The sequence below is a fragment of the Pseudomonas sp. Tri1 genome, assembly GCF_017968885.1.
Taxonomy (GTDB): Bacteria; Pseudomonadota; Gammaproteobacteria; order Pseudomonadales; family Pseudomonadaceae; genus Aquipseudomonas.
Map to the genome: position 1 here is coordinate 5,078,811 of NZ_CP072913.1, position 16,786 is coordinate 5,095,596.

The following is a 16,786-nucleotide window of genomic DNA, read 5'->3' on the forward strand; positions in this document are numbered from 1 at the left end:
AAACCCTCTCACTGAACAGGATCGGCGACTGAGATTCTGATTTAGCGAACCAGCGTCACCGTGGTATTTCTAAAGGGCGTGAATGTTTCACCACCGTCGAAACTGACACGTGCAGTTAGTGAAAAACTTTCACCGTTTTGGAGTTTTTCCAGAAAATCTCTTTTAGGCAGTTTCGCCTCTACCCTTTTGTTTCGGAATTCGGCCTCTGTGACCGGCTGGGCATTACGAACCGGATAGGATAGTTGGGCTGCGCTGGCTTCCATCGTCAATAATTGCCCTTCTGCCATGAATGGCCATGCATCGAACCCCGAAGACTCAATGACCAGGTCTGCACCGCTGAATGGCACGTTGGACAACAACATCTGGTTGCCCGTGATGTGTATGGAGGTCGTAAACGGATAGCGGGTTTCCGGTAAGGGCGTGATCAACAGGTTGAAATGAACAGAGTCCTCGTCCTCCACCTTGTAGAACACCGGAAAATAGCGGCCTTGGGCGACCGTCGCCATGTTGGCCGCGATAGCGGTGGCGGGAATATGAAAACGCCTGCCCGAAACAGGCACTGTCGTCGTATAGCGCCCACCGTTTGGATGCCCCTGCCAATGCACTTCCACTGAGCCGGAGCCGACCTCTGCTGTTTCAGGGATCCTGACATATGCGCCACTGGTACTTGCTTGCAATGTCCCCTGGTTCTCTGCACCAGGGGTGGCGTCCTCGATAATCGGCGGGGGCAGGTATAACGGCTTGCTAATGTCCAGAAGCAAGGGTTCGGCCGCAAGGGCAGCACCCGCCCGGGCGTACTGATAAACCACTTTCACCTGGCTATTGCTGTTGGCTGTCAGCCATTGCGGCTCGACATGAAATTCAATGAGTGCGCTGTCCAGGATCGAACGATCGACCCGCAGTGCCTTGGTGACACTCTTGATCTTTTCGCTGCCCGTCCAGTACAGCAGTACCCAGTCGTTTTCCTGGATATCTGGATAAACCGGCTCCACCTGCAAGGTCAGGCCACTGGGATAATGTCCGGGATTGATCGGGCCCCCGGTGTAGCCCTTGACCGTAATAGTAGGCAACAAGGCAGAGGCGGGTTCGACAATATCGATTCTCTGCGGCTCGGACTCACTGACCTGTGCAGATTGACCGGCGTATTGAACGCGGTAGCTGATATCGGCATGTTCACCCGCAATGCCAACAATCTCGATATACGGCACGGTGAATGTCAGAGGCTGGCCCAGATGTTCGGCCCTGATTTCCTTGGATTCGCGATACACGGGTTCTGGTAGGCCCTGGAAAAAGCCTTGCCAACTGAAAATGACCTCATCGGCGATGCTCATGGCCTGGTAGGGTGGTACCACGGCGGTAGCCCCTGCCGAAAGGACGTTTCTGGGATCCACCGAGCGCTCGTGAGATTCCTTTATTTGCACAACAGGCAGCTTGCGTTTCCCTACGTAGCACAATATTCGAAGCGATTCCGGCCCTGGGTCATCAGGGTCACCAGGTGAGGCCACGGCATAGGAATAAAACACCAGCCCCTGATCCAGTTGCCTGAGCAGATCATGGGGAATGTTCACTGGCATTCCCCGCTCGGGGGTATAGCCGCCACTTTCTGTCACATCCACTCGAGAATCGCTGAAGTCGGCCACTTCACCTTGTGCGCCATACCCTAGCCAGTGCGGCCAAAGCACATCGCCGATAGTCATACCGGGAAACTTGATATAGGTGAGCAATGGAGCATTGCTCAATTGCTCCAGGTCGATCCAATCACCGGGCTGTAAAGCCGGGATCTCTGGACGCGGGTTCAAGTCGGCCATGGAAAAATGCCTTGGAAATTCGAGTGCAATAGAACATCGGAAATCACACTGTAGATTTCGATGAAAGGCGTTGTCCACTAACAGAACTGCTAGGTTTCAGGCAACTTTTCAAGTGGTAACGTTGAATCCTGATGCTGTCGTCTCATCCACAACCACTCGCATGGGCCATGTCACTATGAAGTACATCAAAGCCTTCGTTTTCGGCTTATTGCTGAGCAACTATCTTGTCTATTCTAGCTCTGCCTTTTCTGCGACAGGCACCATAATACTTAGAGATAAGGAAAATGCTATTTGCTCTTTTGACCTGCCAGAACCAGGCCAGACCAAAACGTACAGTTTTACCATCGAGCCTTATCCTTGCGAACGCTGGGATAACAGAGCCCGCACAATCCAATTAGCAGAAGTGCCTTCAGCCACTATCATTTTGCTGAGTGATTTCGGGGGCTGCCTGACGAGTGGATATACCTGGTTGAAGCTCAAGACAACAAAGAAACAAACCTCCACATCAATTCAGCCCATTGAATACCTCACAACCTACAGAAAAAATCAGATAATTGAACCAGGATTGCAAATGGTTGACTTGGAAGTCACAGAAGAATTCAGAGACAAGCTTTCTTGCATCCAGATAACAACCTCGGCAGCACCACCTTCTTCGCCTTAACCTCATTCAAATTCTGATCTCTAACAATGAGAAACGGGCCATGACCATTTCAAAAACCGTGCACTCCCAGGCATTCGGATTCCTGAGCTACGTACAAAGCGGCGTCGACCCCCGCACCGGGCAATACACCGTTTCCATCGATTTGCCCGAAGTCCAGAGCAACTGGCTCAACGGCCCGGCGTTCCCGCTGAACCTGACCTTCAGTCCGATCAACATCCTGGACTCCGGCTTCGGGGTCGGCTGGAACCTGAACCTGACTCAGTTCACGCCCAGAGACAGCATCCTGGCCTTGAGTACCGGGGAGACTTTCAAGGTGACCGGCAGCGGTCCCACCCCCGACATCAAGGAAAAGAAACTCGACAGCTTCCACTTCGAGAAGCTGGACAACGACCGCTATCGCGTCGTGCACAAGTCCGGAATGGTCGAGGAACTCCAGGTCGGCGGCGTTCTTACCCGGGTCGCCTTGCCCGTGAGCCTCAAGTCGCCGGCCGGTCACAGCCTCACGCTGGCCTATACATCGTTCCGGGGCGGACAATGCCTGCAAAGCATCAACGACGCCCAAGGCGAGCTGCTGCGCATTAACCGTCATGCCGGCGATGAGTGGGTGGAAATTCTCGTGCGCCCCGAAGGCCCTGGCAGCGCGGCGCTGGCGCGCTATGAAATGAAGCTCAACGCCAGCGGTTGGGTCACGGAAATTGTGTTGCCCACCCCTGACAAGGGTTCCTGGCGTTTTGGCTATGGCAACGGACCGATCCGCAACATTTTGTGCCTACACGAGGTCAAGACCCCGGTGGGTGGTTGTGAAACCATTGAGTACGCCGACACCGGCCATCCCTATCCGGGCGGCGTCGTGCGGGCCAACCTGCCTCGGGTCACCCGCCATCGCAATTACCCGGATTTCGGCCAATCGAACGCCGATGAAACGATGATCGACATGGTCTTCAGCTACACCGGCCGTAACTTTCTCGGCGCCGGTGAAACCGTCAGTTGGGAAGACGGGATGGACCCGCTGTACAAACTCGATGCCAGCTATGAATACGGCAGCACCGCCAGCCTGATGGTCGGCGGGCAGGTGGTGCGCCAGGTCGAACGCCGCTACAACCGCTTTCACCTGCTGACGGAAGAAAAAACCACGCAGGAACACTGCATCAAGCGCGTCAAGACTCAGTATTACGCCGAGGATGTGGCTTTCGAGCGCCAAGTCCCGCAGTTCCAGTTTCCCAAGGAGGTCATCACCAGTTGGGAATTGGACAACGACGCGACCCAATACCGCGCCGAAATCACCCGCAGCGCTTACGATGAGCATGGCAACCAGACCGAACAGGTCGAGCCCAGCGGCATCAAGACCGTCTACACCTACTACGCCAAGAATGGCGAGGACGGCTGCCCGCCGGACCGTTTCCAACGCAACCTGAAAGACACCACGGTGATCCCTTCGCCCGAGGGCAAGCCCGGCGCGCCGACGCTGCGCACCCGCCTGCGCTACACGGCACACAAGCCGCTGACCGGCAGTGAAGTAGACGACTGGCTGGCGGTTGAATGCGAAACCCTGTTGCAAGTTGAAGGCAATGACGAAACAACCTTGCAACAGACTTTGCGCAGTTACCACGAATTACCGGGCAACGTGTTTTTGCACGGCCGAGTGGCCAGCCAGGAAACCACCCTCAACGGCACCACCAGCAGGATCCTGTACGAATACGACAAACTGCCGAGCGTACTGGCTGGGGAAACCGTTTTGGAGACCACCGAACTCTTTACGGGTTTTGATGGCATTGAAAAAGCGACGTCCCAGCAAAACTCGCTGATCACCGGTGAAATGGTGCTATCCAGCGACGTCGATGGGGTGCAACTGCTTCGCCAGTTCGATGCCCTGGGTCGGGTGATCAAAGAAATCGTCTCGCCATCGTCACCCGACGTTAAAGCCGAACGCCTCTTCAGTTATACATTGACCGGCGTCGACGGCCAAAAAGCGTCGCATAGCGTGACTGACGTCAGCGGCGTCACCACCCTCACGCGCTTCGATGGCCTGGGACGAACGATTTATCAAGAACGGATCGAGAATGCGAAAGCGCCACGCCAGATCTATGCGGCCAGCTACGACAAGTTGGACAACCTGATCGAAGAGGTCCGCTATGACTGGCTGGAAGATAAGCCCATGCCTTTGCGCCAGGGCTTCGAATACGATGCCTGGGGTGTTGCCCACCGCGTGACCATGGCCGATGGCGTTGTGAGTCGCTACCTATGGTCGCCTTTCGGCCTCAGCGGCCCCATTGAGTACCAATGGCTGGAAACGCCGGAAACCGAAACGACAACGATCATCAGCGGCCTGACCAGCAGCCAGTACAACGACTTCGGCAAGTTGGACCGCTTCGAGCGATTGGACGCGCAGCCCTTGGTCGATCTGTGCCGCCAACAGCCCGAACGCCCGGTAGAGGAGCACTTGCGCCACCTGCTTGGGATGACGGGGCTGCCTATCGTAGGCGCGGTCGAATACACCTACGACGGCAAGAGCAACTGCGTAAAACAAATCGAACTGTATGACGAGCAGGAGCGCGAGACGCTCTTTGCCTATGACGCGTGGGGTCGAATGGAAGCCACCACCATGCCCGACCACACCGTCATTGGCCGGACGTTCGCCGAGCACAGCTTCGGCGAACAGACCACCCGCTTGAGCGTGAAACCCAGCGCCAAGCCCCTCGTCACTGTCGGCCAACAGGCATTCGACAGCCTCCAGCGCATGACCGAGCGGCGCGTCGGTTCGACGGCCAATCCGCGAATCGAGGCCTTCAAATACACCGGGGGCCAGATGCAGCCCAGCCAACGAATCAGCCCGGCCAATGAAGTCTTCGAGTATGAATACAAACCCGAACTGACCCTGCAACCTGTAGCGGTCACCAGTGCCAGGGATGAATCAGCGACTTATGCCTATGACCTCAAGACCGGAGCGATCACCCGCGCGCAAAACAACCAAGGCCAGCGGGAATATCGCTATACCGATACCGGTGCGCTGGAGTACGAGAGCTGGACCGACATCGACGGCACACGGATAGAGACCACTTACCTGACCTCTCTCCTGGGGCGGCAGATTCGGCGAAGTCACACTGACGGCCTGGAAACCGTTTATACCTATGACGATTTCGGGCGTGCCGAGACCGTAGTTCAGGGTGCGCTCAATGCCGACTTCGATTACGACCCACTGGGCCAGTTGTGTCGCACGACGACTCGCAGCCCGACCTCGACACTAACCGCCGATATCAAGCATGACCTGCAAGGCCGAGAGGTCGAGCGGACTTTGACTGTCAATAATCAGCCCCCACGGGTCATTACCCAAACCTGGCAAGGCGACAATCAACTCAAGAACCGCCAAGTGCTCCTGGACGGCACCTGTGTGCTCGATGAAGCGTTCATATACGACTCACGCAACCGACTCGTCCATCACACGTGCACGGGCAGCCTCCTGCCCAAGGATGCTTATGGCAACCCCATCGTCAGCCAGTTATTCAGGTTCGATGAGCTGGATAACATCCTGCGAGTGACGACCCAATTCGAGGGTGGTCTTAGCGATATCGCAGTATTTACCTACGACCCCGATGATCCTTTCCAACTGAATCGGATCACCCATACCTATACCGCCGGTGGCTATCCCGAGCTCCTCGAGTTCGAGTACGACGCCAATGGGCGCATGCTCAACGACGAACACAATCGACGCCTGGTCTACGACGATCATGGTCGCCTGGTGGCTGTAAAGGATTCGCAAGGGCAAGCCCTGGTGAGCTATCGCTATGATGGGCATGATCATTTGGTTGGGGTCCGCCAGGGTGATGGACACGAAACCCTGCGGTTCTATCAGGGCTACAACCTCAGCCACACGTTGCACAATGGAACCGGCACCCAGTACCTGTTTCATGGCGAGCGGCCATTGGGTCAACAGCAAATCAATGACCATGACGAAGCCATCTTGCTGTTGACCGACGCCAGCCCCCATGTCATCGGCCAGTGTGTGCAATCGGATGTGCGCACTGTCGCGTACAGCGCCTACGGCATTCGCAGCAGTGATGATGCTTTGCACAGCTTGCTGGCGTTCAACAGTGAGTTGTGTGAGAACGACGATAACTGGTATCTGCTGGGTCGCGGCTACCGCGTGTATAACCCCAACCTGATGCGTTTTCACAGTCCGGATTCGTTCAGTCCGTTCGGCTCGGGCGGGATCAACCCCTATGCGTATTGCCTGGGGAATCCGATTACATTCCGAGACCCTAGCGGGCATCGGCCCGCCTACGGTGCCTATGGTGGTCGTCCGGAAGATCCGGGGTATATCGACCCCATCGAACAGCCCAAGCAATCTATATGGGGGAAAATAGCGACTTACGCTTTTGCAGCGATTGCGCTGGTTGGCGCTATTTTTTCAGCCGTCGTGACTGGAGGGGCGACGGCAGCACTGGTCGGTTTAGCAATAGTAACCATTGGTGTTGGATTAACCATATATGGAACTGAAGCAGGCAACGAAGCGATAACTACCGTAGGCTTGGTGTTAACCGCCCTGGGTGGACTCGTGAGTGGTGGTGCATATTTAGGCGGAAAATTTGGTGGCAAAAGCGCTCCTGCCGTCTCCAGCTCACCAAGGTCTAGTATTTCGAGCAGTAACAGTGGTTCCGCAAGTAGACGCCCTAGCGTCAGCCCTAGAAACAGTACTGCTGGCACTCCGGGAGAAGATCCATTGCCAGCCCAACAAAACAGCAGCAGAACAAATGAAGCGCTCTATTTTTACCAGTCCGAGAACACGGTTGAACGTTCAAATCATACTAGCGTGCGAATTCCACGTCCTGACTATGATGATCCCCTCCCTACGAGTAACTATGCCTCCACCAGGTCAGGGGCAAATACCCCACCGCCGCCCAGACTTAAATCGGCACGAGAACTGTCTGACGAACAGATAGGAACCCTAAATACACGACAGAAAGAACAGCTAGGAAAAGTCACAGTTTTAACCGGAGGTTTTTATAGAAAACCAGGCTGGATTGTTTAAAACAACCTCAATCTTAATAATCAGGTATGCAATCCAATTTTAGGTTGCATACCTGCTTCCCCTTAGTTAGTAAACAAACATAACAGCACTCCCGTGGCACCGCAGCCTCCACCCTGCTTTTCATAAAAAAGTAACCAAATGAAAAGCCAGACGATTTTAATTGACCCTTCGCTAGATAAAATTCAGTTAACCAAAGTCAATTGCAACAACGGAAAATTAGGCGCAGCCAACGGCGGCCACGTGTTCCCACCATCAAAACTCACATAGACTTTGCCCGTTAAGGGCGCATTGCGTCGCAGCGTATTCAAAAACGTCTTGAGTACCCTGACCTCGGTGCCAAAACCAATGCCGGCATAGGTTTCCTGCTCAGTCACCGCACGCTTTCTCACTGCTTCGAATGACGAATCCTGCCCTGACGAATTGACTCCCGTCATCGTGATCAGGACCCAATGGTCCGTCGTCATGAGCGGCCATTTATTCAGCGTCAGCCGAGCGCCCTCTGCAGGTACTGCGGTGTAACTCAAATTACCGCCGGAAAGCCCTTCACATTGGACGGTTTCCAGTCGCTGGCTCGGAAGGGTTTGCACCAGCAGCCTGCGTTGGACAGAAGGATGTTCCTGCCCCTTGGCATCAATCACCCCATAAGACACCGGCAATACCCGGCCAATGTGAGCTGCCAGGTACCTCATCTCCACTTGATAACGACGCGAACCAGAACTGACCGGCTGTTCGATCCGCGTAGCGCCCAAGGTGCCAGGTTCCCCCCATTGCACCCATACCTTTTCATCCGGGTAGATAACGGCGATTTCCGGCACTTGCACAAAAACAACGCCATTAATGGGCGTCAACGGATCCAACGTCTGTTGCTCTCCTGTCCCGAGCGCGCCCTCCACGGAGGGCCACGGCAAATCACGAGGGATCGGCGTCGCATCGACACTCAACTCAACCGGTTCAGACCGCAAACTCTGATTACCCGCACGGTCCTGCGCCTGATACCACACATACCGCCAGCCGTCGCCCCTGCTCCGGATCAAATCACCCGGGATCGTGACGACCACCGGATCGGCATAGTTGCGGTCATCCAGTTCGATCACACCTCCCTGGTCCTGGGTGCCGGGCGTCGCGCCCCAGTACCAGGTGATGCGGTCCCAAGGTCGGGGGGCCACGTAGGCCGGGAGCGCAGCCCTGAGTTCGTCGCTGTTCAGTTCAAGGTAGTGGGCAGTGAGTTTGTTGGGCGGGAGGACTTCGGCAGGGAGCACCAACGAACTGTTGGTGGCGAGTATGGGAGCAGTTTTATCGACGGTGACGGTGAACGGAAATGACCGCGCCTCTACGCCCACAAAGTTGGTCATGATGAAGCTGAGTTTATGCTCGCCAGAGGGCAACTTGTCGGCGCTGATCTCGATAAAGTAATCGTCCGGGTCCATGGGCAAGGGCCACTCGCGAAATCCGATGACATCACGCTCGTCATCATCCAGGAACACATCGACCCGTTCGATCCAGTTCCCAACCGGCGGGCTTTCATGCCAGGGCTTGAACTCGACTCTCAAGGGGTTGGCCGGATCGCTCCAGGCCGTCCGGTGCAGCAGGTTGGGCTCGCCGCCGGGAACATCGGGCAGTGGTTCGGGCCGTGTCCAGGGGGCGGTCATGGTCGGGTCGAGCAGATTGGACTTGGTCGATGACATTGTTCATGTTCTCCATCGATGAATATCAACCCTCGGCCATGGCCGCTGGGCAAAATCCTGATGAACACTCGAATGCCGCAAAGGGCACATGCCGGAATCGAATCCGGCATGCCTGCCCGCCCAGCCGCCCTACCAGAGGTAGCGCAGGCCAACGTTGGCACCCCACGGTTGTTCGATCTTGTTGCCATTGCTGTAGTCGAAATCGGCGTGGATCGAGACCTTGTCGGTCACGCTCATGGCCACACCGGCCCCCAACTCGGCACGGGAACCCGACAGGTCGTTGTTGAACCGATTGTCGTTGACCTGCACTTCGTTGTTGTTGGCAAACTCATGCACGTAGGCGGCACGAATGTAGGGCTGCACCACCTTGTCGTCCCAGTTGAAATTGCGCCCGGCAGTCGCCCCCGCCTTGGCCAGCAGCGAGTGCGTGCGGCTGCCTTCGGCGGAGAGGCCGTTGTCCAGGTCGTAGTCCTTGCCCTGGATAATCACCCCGGACAACTGGGTGAACGGCTCGACGAAGTAATCGTCCGCCAGCTTGATATGGCGACCGAACTCCAGGGACGTACCGATCCCATGGCTGTCGTAGTTACCCTTGGTTTTGCGACCGTCGCTCAGTTGCACGTCGGACTCGTTCTGGAAGCGGTTGAACTTGAGCACGCCGTCGAAGTAATAGCCGCTCTGCTCATCCAGCCAAGTGGTGTAGGCGCCCAGGTAGTAGCTGTCGATCGTGGCGCTGGTGCCCCGGCTCATGTCCAGGTCGGATTTGCTGTAGCCACCCAGCACGCCCACCAACCACTGGCCATCGCCGGTTGGCAGCGGCGCATCCGCACCGAACGACAGGCCCTGCTGGACCTGCTTGTAATCAACGCCGGCGCTGGCGCTGATATTGAATTTGTTACCGTAGGCGCGAATCCAGCCGCCGGCCTTGCCGGGGTCCATGCGCACTTCACCCATGCGACTGCGCAGGGCGCTGAGTTCACCCAGCCAGACCGTCGGCGCGGCATTGAACAGCGCTATGACCGAGCGCGTGCCGGGGCTGACGGTGCGCGTGGCGGTATTGAGGTACCAGTCGTTGCTGCCCTGTTTGATCAGGTCATACGAATAGGCCCCCAGGTCCACTTCGCCACCGGCCAGGGTGAAGGTCGCGTCGCCGCTGCCGATATGGACCACCGGAATGGCCCCCGCCCCCACGGGCTCTGAACCACTGGCGTCCATGGCGATGGTGTGATTGCCGGTGGCTGTGCCGGTTACGGTCAGGGTGTCGACCTGGCCGGTCTTGAAGTCGGTGTGCATGTAGAACATGCCGCCAGTACCGGACAACGTGCCGACGTTCAATTTGAAGAATTCGCCTGGGTTGCCGAACTGGATGGCGCCGCCATTCATGGTCAGGTTCTCGACCTCGCCGTCACCGACCATGACCCAGCGCGCGTTGCTGTTGACGCCCAGGTCCCGGACATTCTCCAGACGCCCTGTCAGGGTGGCAGCGTTTTCCAGGAGCACATTGGCGGTGCTGGTGCTGTCCGCGACGATATCGCCGACCAGGTGGCTGCCACTGACCTGCAGGTTGCCTTCGGCGCCACGGCGAATGTCCATCAGGATGCCGTTGCTGGCCGACAACGTGGAGCCGTTGACCACCGAAATGTTGGCGGTGGTCGGCCCCAAGCCCAGCGTATCGACCACGATCGCCGAGCCGTTGAGGCCCTCGACATGGGTACCATCCAAGGTCAGCGTGGCGGGGCCACCCACGGTATCACCGCCTATTTCCAGCCCGTTCCCGTTGCCGATAATCTGGCTGTCGACGGCCGTTACAGTGCCCCCGAACAGTCGCATGCCCGCCGCAGTGGCGCCGGTGCCCACGACGGTCGAGCGCAGCAATGTCAGCTCGCTCAAACCGTTGACCGAAACACCGGTCGTTCCCCCCATGATGGTACTGTCACTCACCGTCGCGCTGGAACCTGTCGTCGCCGCAGCATCGCGGCTGACCACCAGGCCCACCCGGTCGCTGACGATGAGGCTGTTGCCAGCGATATCCGCCCGGCCGGCATTCAAGTGAACGCCGTTGGCGCCCGTTGCCTGCACCTGGGTGTCGTTGAGGTTCAAGGTGGAATTATTGACGGTGATGTCATGGGTGGTGGCGCCGTCGGCGTTCAATGTCGACTCACCGTTCAACACGTAATTATCGGAGGCAGTGGAGCTGTCGATGGACACGATCTCGCCAGGGTTAAGGACCCTCGCATACCCCGCCTCGGCAATCAGCAACAACGGCGGGATGGACAGCAGCTTCAAAGCTCGGAATAACGGATGCAGCGTGAAAGATTTAACCGAAGACATACAGCCACCCTGTGACGATGAGATACAGAAGGTCGCGCAGGCTACAGAGCGCTGTCAGAACGGTATGTAGGATTTTTCTGAATTCACCTGCATAACCGACCAAGCCAACCGCAGGAAAAAAGAGGTTTTCCCTCCCTTTTCCGGGGCGGTATGGCTCGGATGAGTGCGCCCTCAAGGGTTCGGTGGCGGTGGTACGTCACAGGTGCCCTCGCCTTGCGACATCGCCACTTGCGTGTTGGTCGGCGTTTCCAGGAAAGGTTTTCCCGTGATCTTGTAGCTCACTTCACCTTTGCCTATCTGGGAAGAACTCAGCCAGGTTGGCAGAACATGAGTGGCATAGGGCTCGATGAGCCAGACGATCCCGTTATCGGCCTGCGCCTGGGTGATGTCGGTGAACGTGTGTGTTGTACCCGCAGAGGGCACCAACACCGGGGCATCATGGTTCGTGTAGGCCTTCCACTCCACTTCGACATCGTCGCCTGCCTGCAGGTACGCACTCGGCGGGATCAAGTACTCGATGCCAAAGGTCGTCATCCCTGCATTCCAACGCAAGGAATTACAAGTCACGATGCCATTAGGATTGGTGTTCAGGGCAATGGCCTCCGGCAGATAGCGAACCAGGAAATCGATCTTGACCGGGGTACGGATTTTCGGCTCCTGCGGGTTTACGTGGGTCGCGCTGGTCAACACGTACCACACCGGCATCGCCGAGTCCGGGCCCTCGTCGCGGATGACGTCCCAATCCAGCGGTATTTCGATGATGTCCCCCGCAGTATCGTTGGAGGTATCAATCACATAGGGGGACCCGTTGGGGGTGCCATTCCACATGACTTGATAAGTGTCACCGTCAACCAGGGGGGCAACCAGTTTGATCTTGCCCAGGATCGGCTGGTCTTCGTCACTGGCGACCAATTCGTTGTCGACATCCGATTCCCCCACGACCGTGATCGCTTCCAGCAGGTCGTTACCGGGCTCCGGATCCGGGTTAATCGGCCCCGGACCGGAGAAATTGCATTGGACGGTCGCTACCGCCGAGCCAAAAGGCTCTACACCACGCAGTACGGTATAGGACAGCGGTGTGGCCACCACCCCCGTCGTCGTACTGCCGTATTCTGCCCAAAGCGTGGCCCAAGGGACGGGAATGTTGATCCCACCCGATGGGTTGCTACCCAACGGAGTGCCCGGTGTAATTTCTCTGGTGCCCCATTTGACGACAACTGTATCGGTCGACTTGCCCCTGGTGACGTGGGGTACATTGACGAGTACGTTGCCGTCGACCAAGTCCGAGCGAACCAGCTCCCCGCCCGTGGCATCCGCGGCAGTAGGTGCGTCGAGCGGCGGAATGGGCAAGGGGCCAAGCGCAACCGACATGAGCTCATACAAAGACAAGTTGTCGTTGCCAGCCTTGTCGATCAGCACGTAGCCACCGGAACAACGGCCATCGCCGGCGTCGATAAATTTTTGCTTGTCGATCCTGATCGTAGTGCCGCCGGTAAAATTGGGCTGAAATACCAAGTCAATATCCGAAGGGTCGTCGGGCAACTCTCCCTTTATCCAGCCGTACCCGATCGTCACATCGTTTTGATCACCGGTCCAAGGAGGAATGGTCGCTTCCAGGTAATCGTTCGAGCCAAACGTTGCATCGGTGATCGGCGGCGTGATGGTGAATATCATTTTCCCCGGGGGGATCGCACCATTGGGCGGGACCTTGTCGATGTGGATGAGAACGCGCCCTGAATGGTCGAAGACACCCAGGAAGTTTTCGTGCTCATAGCGAAGGTCGAAAGGGCCTTCGTTCTCAGGGTCCAGCAAGAACGTGCTGGGAATATTGAATTCCAGCGGCACCCAGGCAGAGCCACCCACGACAGCGTGCTCCTGGAAGGTTGTCCATTCGTTGCTGTCTGCCCTCGCATACTGCAGCCGGAAGTATTCCGTCGCACCGGACGGTATTGTGTTGCCCCAGGTGGTGATGGTTGTTTTCAAACCGGTATCAAGGTCTGACCTGCGAATAAGCCCCACTGGTAATCCCGGTAACGCAGCAGGCACCACCACCGGGTCCTGAACCACGAACGGCGCTGGCCCGCCGGATACGCTTTCATCGGATGTAAGCTGCGCTTTCTTATCTGAACCAGCCATGTTATCGCTCTCCGTATTCACACCTTGCTGCCATGGGTCCCCATGACGCTTCAGTTCGAAAAGCAGACCGATTTCTACCGGGCACTGCCAGATGTCTCCCGTCGTTCTGCACGTGAGCGAAGTAAGCGCTTATTTCAAATTCGACGAAACTGTCAGAGTTGACAGGTGGGGATTTGCACAGTGATCGGGGCCCTGATCAGACCAACACCCCCCCACCAGAACCGCCATTTCCAGCAACTCCAGCAACGCCCCAGCGGTATCCCCCGTGCAGCCGTCCAGCCTGCGCAACATCACCTGGCGCAAGCCCACGAACACCGCCGCGGCAACCAGCAGCGCAAAAAGGCCGGTCCAATCCGCCACCACCGCACAACCCAGCGCGCACACCAGCACCACCTGCCAACCGGCACGCCGGGGCAGATGGTCGGCCAGCGCCTGGCCCAACCCGCCGGTCCGCACGTAAGGTGTGGTCAGGAACAGGCCGAGCAACGCAGCACGCCCCAGCACCGGCACGATGATCAACATCGCGCCCTGCCCTTGCTCGATCAACGCCAGCAACGCGGTGAACTTGAGCAACAGCACCAACACCAGCGTGATCACCGCGATAGGCCCGCTGCGTGGATCCTTCATGATCAACAGCGTGCGCTCGCGATCGCCGAAGCCGCCCAGCCAGGCATCCGCGCTGTCGGCCAGGCCATCCAGGTGCAGGCCGCCGCTGAGCAATACCCACGCCGTCAGCAACAGCGCGGCGTGGAGCAACGGCGGCGCGCCGAGCAGCAGGGCATTGAGCAGCCACAGCAAAACACCGAACAACAGCCCCACCAGTGGATAGAACAGCAGCGAACGACCCAGTTGCTCAGGTTCAGGCATGTCTGGCAGGCGCACCGGCAGGCTGCTGAGAAATTGCAGGGCGATCCAGAATGGCAGCATCTTCAGCCAACCTCTGTCAGCACGGCGTCGGACGACACTTGCAGAGAAAACAGCGCGCCGTGGGCGACTTCGACATTGAGCAGTTGTTCCCGAGGCAGGCCTCGGGCCCGGGCCAGCAGCAAACGCATGACGCCGCCATGGCTGATCAGCAAAACCCGCTGGCCGGCATAGGCCGCGTGCAGGCGTTCGACCGCCGCCAGGACGCGGTTGGAAAACGCCAATACCGGCTCGCCATCGGGTGGCGTAAAGCTGTAGGGGTCGGCCCAGAATCGACCCAAGGCATCGGCGTCGGTGTCCATCAACGCCGCTGCGCTATGGCCTTCCCAGGCGCCGAAGTGCAGTTCTTGCAAGTCGTCGTCCAGGTGCAGCGGCAGGCCGAGTCGGGCGCCGAGCTGCTCAGCGAACCGCGCGCAACGCTGCAACGGTGAACTGACCAAGCGATCCCACGGCCCGCCCTGCTCCACCGCTGCGTGCATCTGCTCCCAGCCCTTGGCGGTCAAGGCGTCGTCGAGGCTGCCGCGCAGTCCGCCGCCCAGTTCGGTTTCGCCGTGACGCAGCAGGTCCAGGCGTAAGGTCATGCCGGGCGGTCCGCCACGGCCGCTTCGGCAAACGTCGCCATCTGCCCGTGAAGATCACACGCCAGGCGCAACAGCGGCACTGCCAACGCCGCACCACTGCCCTCACCCAGGCGCAGGCCGAGCTCCAGCAGCGGTTCGGCACCGAGGGTTTCCAGCACGTGGCGATGGCCCGGTTCGGCGCCGCGATGGGCGAACAGCAGCCACGGCTGGCACGCGGGATTGAGCCGTACGGCCACCAGGGCCGCGACGCTGCAGATGAAGCCATCCACCAGCACGGCGACGCCCTGCTGGGCGCAGGCCAGGTACGCACCGACCAAGGCTGCGATTTCAAAACCGCCGAGGTTGAACAGGGTCTGCAACGGGTCGTTGCCTTGGGCAGCGTGCAACGCCAGGGCCCGTTCGATCACCTGGGCCTTGTGGCTGACACCCGCGGCGTCCAACCCCGTGCCCGGCCCCACCAGATGCGCCACCGGGCATTCGAGCAAGGCGCAGGCCAAGGCGCTGGCGGCGGTGGTGTTGCCAATGCCCATCTCGCCGCCGATGAACAATTGCGTCCCGACCGCGACGGCACGCAGCACACTGTCGCGCCCGGCTCGCAAGGCCTGCTCGCCCTGGCTCACCGTCATGGCCGGGCCCTGGGCAAAATTCGCCGTGCCCGACCCGAGGTTCAGGTGCCGCACACCGGGCAGGTCCAGTGCAGGCGTGACGGTGCCCAGGTCAACCACTTCCAGGGAGGCGCCCAGTTGCCGCGCCAGGACGCTGATCGCCGCACCGCCACTGACGAAGTTGAGCAGCATCTGCCCGGTGACTTCCTGGGGATAGGCCGATACGCCTTCAGCCACCACGCCGTGGTCGCCGGCGAAAATCGCGATCCACAGCCGATCCAGGCTCGGCTTGAGCTGCCCTTGCAGGCCCGCCAGTTGCACCGCCACCGATTCCAGTCGGCCCAATGAACCGGCAGGTTTGGTCAGCTGTTGCTGACGGGCCGCGGCCTGCTCCAGAGCCTGGGTATCGAGGGGCTTGCATGGGTCCAGCCACCAGCGGTGAGTCATAACGCAGTACCTTTGAGAGTCAGGGGCAGGCCGGCGACGGTCAGCACGACGCGCTGACAACGTTCGGCCAAGGCTTGATGCAGCCAACCGGCTTCATCGACGTAACGGCGAGTCAACTCGCCCAGCGGCACGACACCCATTCCGGTCTCGTTGCTGACAAAAATGATTTCACCGGGCAGCGCGGCCAGGCAGTCCAGCAGCGCTTGGCGCTCGGTATTCAGTTGTTCGGGATCGTCGAGCATCAGCAGGTTGGTCAGCCAGAGGGTCAGGCAGTCCACCAACAGGCATTGCCCGGGAGCGGCGTTTTCCCGCAGCACGCGGGCCAGGGCCAAGGGCTCTTCCACCAGCGCCCATTCGGCCGGACGGCGGGCGCGATGCTGGGCGACCCGCTCGTTCATCTCACCGTCCAGGGGTTGGCTGGTGGCGATGTAGGTCACTGGCAATCGGCTGTCCGTGGCGAGTTTTTCCGCCAGGCGACTCTTGCCGGAGCGGGCGCCGCCGAGGATGAGTTGCAGCATGTTGTTTACCTTTCAAATGACAGTGTTGCTGCAGGCCCCATCGCGAGCAAGCTCGCTCCCACAG

9 protein-coding genes and 1 pseudogene are annotated in these 16,786 nt (G+C 58.7%); 2 read left to right on the forward strand and 8 right to left on the reverse strand.

What is annotated here, in order from left to right; all coding sequences use genetic code 11:
- Positions 1 to 41: 41 nt before the first annotated feature.
- On the reverse strand, positions 42 to 1,808 hold the full coding sequence (locus J9870_RS21945; RefSeq protein ID WP_210640038.1) for a hypothetical protein: 1,767 nt from the start codon (positions 1,806 to 1,808) through the stop codon (positions 42 to 44).
- 175 nt (positions 1,809 to 1,983) lie between these two features.
- On the opposite strand from J9870_RS21945, the gene J9870_RS21950 reads away from it, so the two are divergent.
- Both J9870_RS21950 and J9870_RS21955 read left to right on the forward strand, forming a co-directional pair.
- Positions 1,984 to 2,469 (forward strand): hypothetical protein, encoded by a 486-nt coding sequence (locus tag J9870_RS21950; RefSeq protein ID WP_210640040.1) that lies wholly within the window; start codon positions 1,984 to 1,986, stop codon positions 2,467 to 2,469.
- Positions 2,470 to 2,509: 40 nt separating this feature from the next.
- Positions 2,510 to 7,495 (forward strand): RHS repeat-associated core domain-containing protein, encoded by a 4,986-nt coding sequence (locus J9870_RS21955; protein WP_210640042.1) that lies wholly within the window; start codon positions 2,510 to 2,512, stop codon positions 7,493 to 7,495.
- A 182-nt stretch (positions 7,496 to 7,677) separates the two neighbouring features.
- Here the strand turns inward: J9870_RS21955 and J9870_RS21960 are convergent, their stop codons facing one another.
- The 7 genes and pseudogenes from J9870_RS21960 to cobU form a co-directional block, all read right to left on the reverse strand.
- Entirely contained in the window at positions 7,678 to 9,180 is a 1,503-nt protein-coding gene (locus tag J9870_RS21960; protein WP_246883040.1) for a hypothetical protein, read from the reverse strand.
- Between the two features lie 129 nt (positions 9,181 to 9,309).
- The gene (locus tag J9870_RS21965) at positions 9,310 to 11,511 is read right to left on the reverse strand and encodes an autotransporter outer membrane beta-barrel domain-containing protein (protein ID WP_210640044.1); all 2,202 of its coding nucleotides are present in this window, start codon (positions 11,509 to 11,511) and stop codon (positions 9,310 to 9,312) included.
- Positions 11,512 to 11,682: 171 nt separating this feature from the next.
- On the reverse strand, positions 11,683 to 13,647 hold the full coding sequence (locus J9870_RS21970; protein ID WP_210640046.1) for a hypothetical protein: 1,965 nt from the start codon (positions 13,645 to 13,647) through the stop codon (positions 11,683 to 11,685).
- A gap of 210 nt (positions 13,648 to 13,857) precedes the next feature.
- Positions 13,858 to 14,574, reverse strand: a pseudogene (locus J9870_RS21975) (adenosylcobinamide-GDP ribazoletransferase); the annotation flags it as partial.
- Between the two features lie 2 nt (positions 14,575 to 14,576).
- Positions 14,577 to 15,152, reverse strand: coding sequence for an alpha-ribazole phosphatase family protein (gene cobC / locus J9870_RS21980; RefSeq protein ID WP_210640047.1), 576 nt, complete (start codon positions 15,150 to 15,152; stop codon positions 14,577 to 14,579).
- Positions 15,149 to 16,204, reverse strand: a complete 1,056-nt coding sequence (gene cobT, locus J9870_RS21985; RefSeq protein ID WP_210640049.1) for a nicotinate-nucleotide--dimethylbenzimidazole phosphoribosyltransferase — start codon at positions 16,202 to 16,204, stop codon at positions 15,149 to 15,151. The genes cobC and cobT overlap by 4 nt, the downstream gene beginning before the upstream one ends.
- The gene (cobU, locus tag J9870_RS21990) at positions 16,201 to 16,722 is read right to left on the reverse strand and encodes a bifunctional adenosylcobinamide kinase/adenosylcobinamide-phosphate guanylyltransferase (protein ID WP_210640056.1); all 522 of its coding nucleotides are present in this window, start codon (positions 16,720 to 16,722) and stop codon (positions 16,201 to 16,203) included. Before cobU ends, cobT begins: the two co-directional genes overlap by 4 nt.
- Between the last annotated feature and the right edge of the window lie 64 nt (positions 16,723 to 16,786).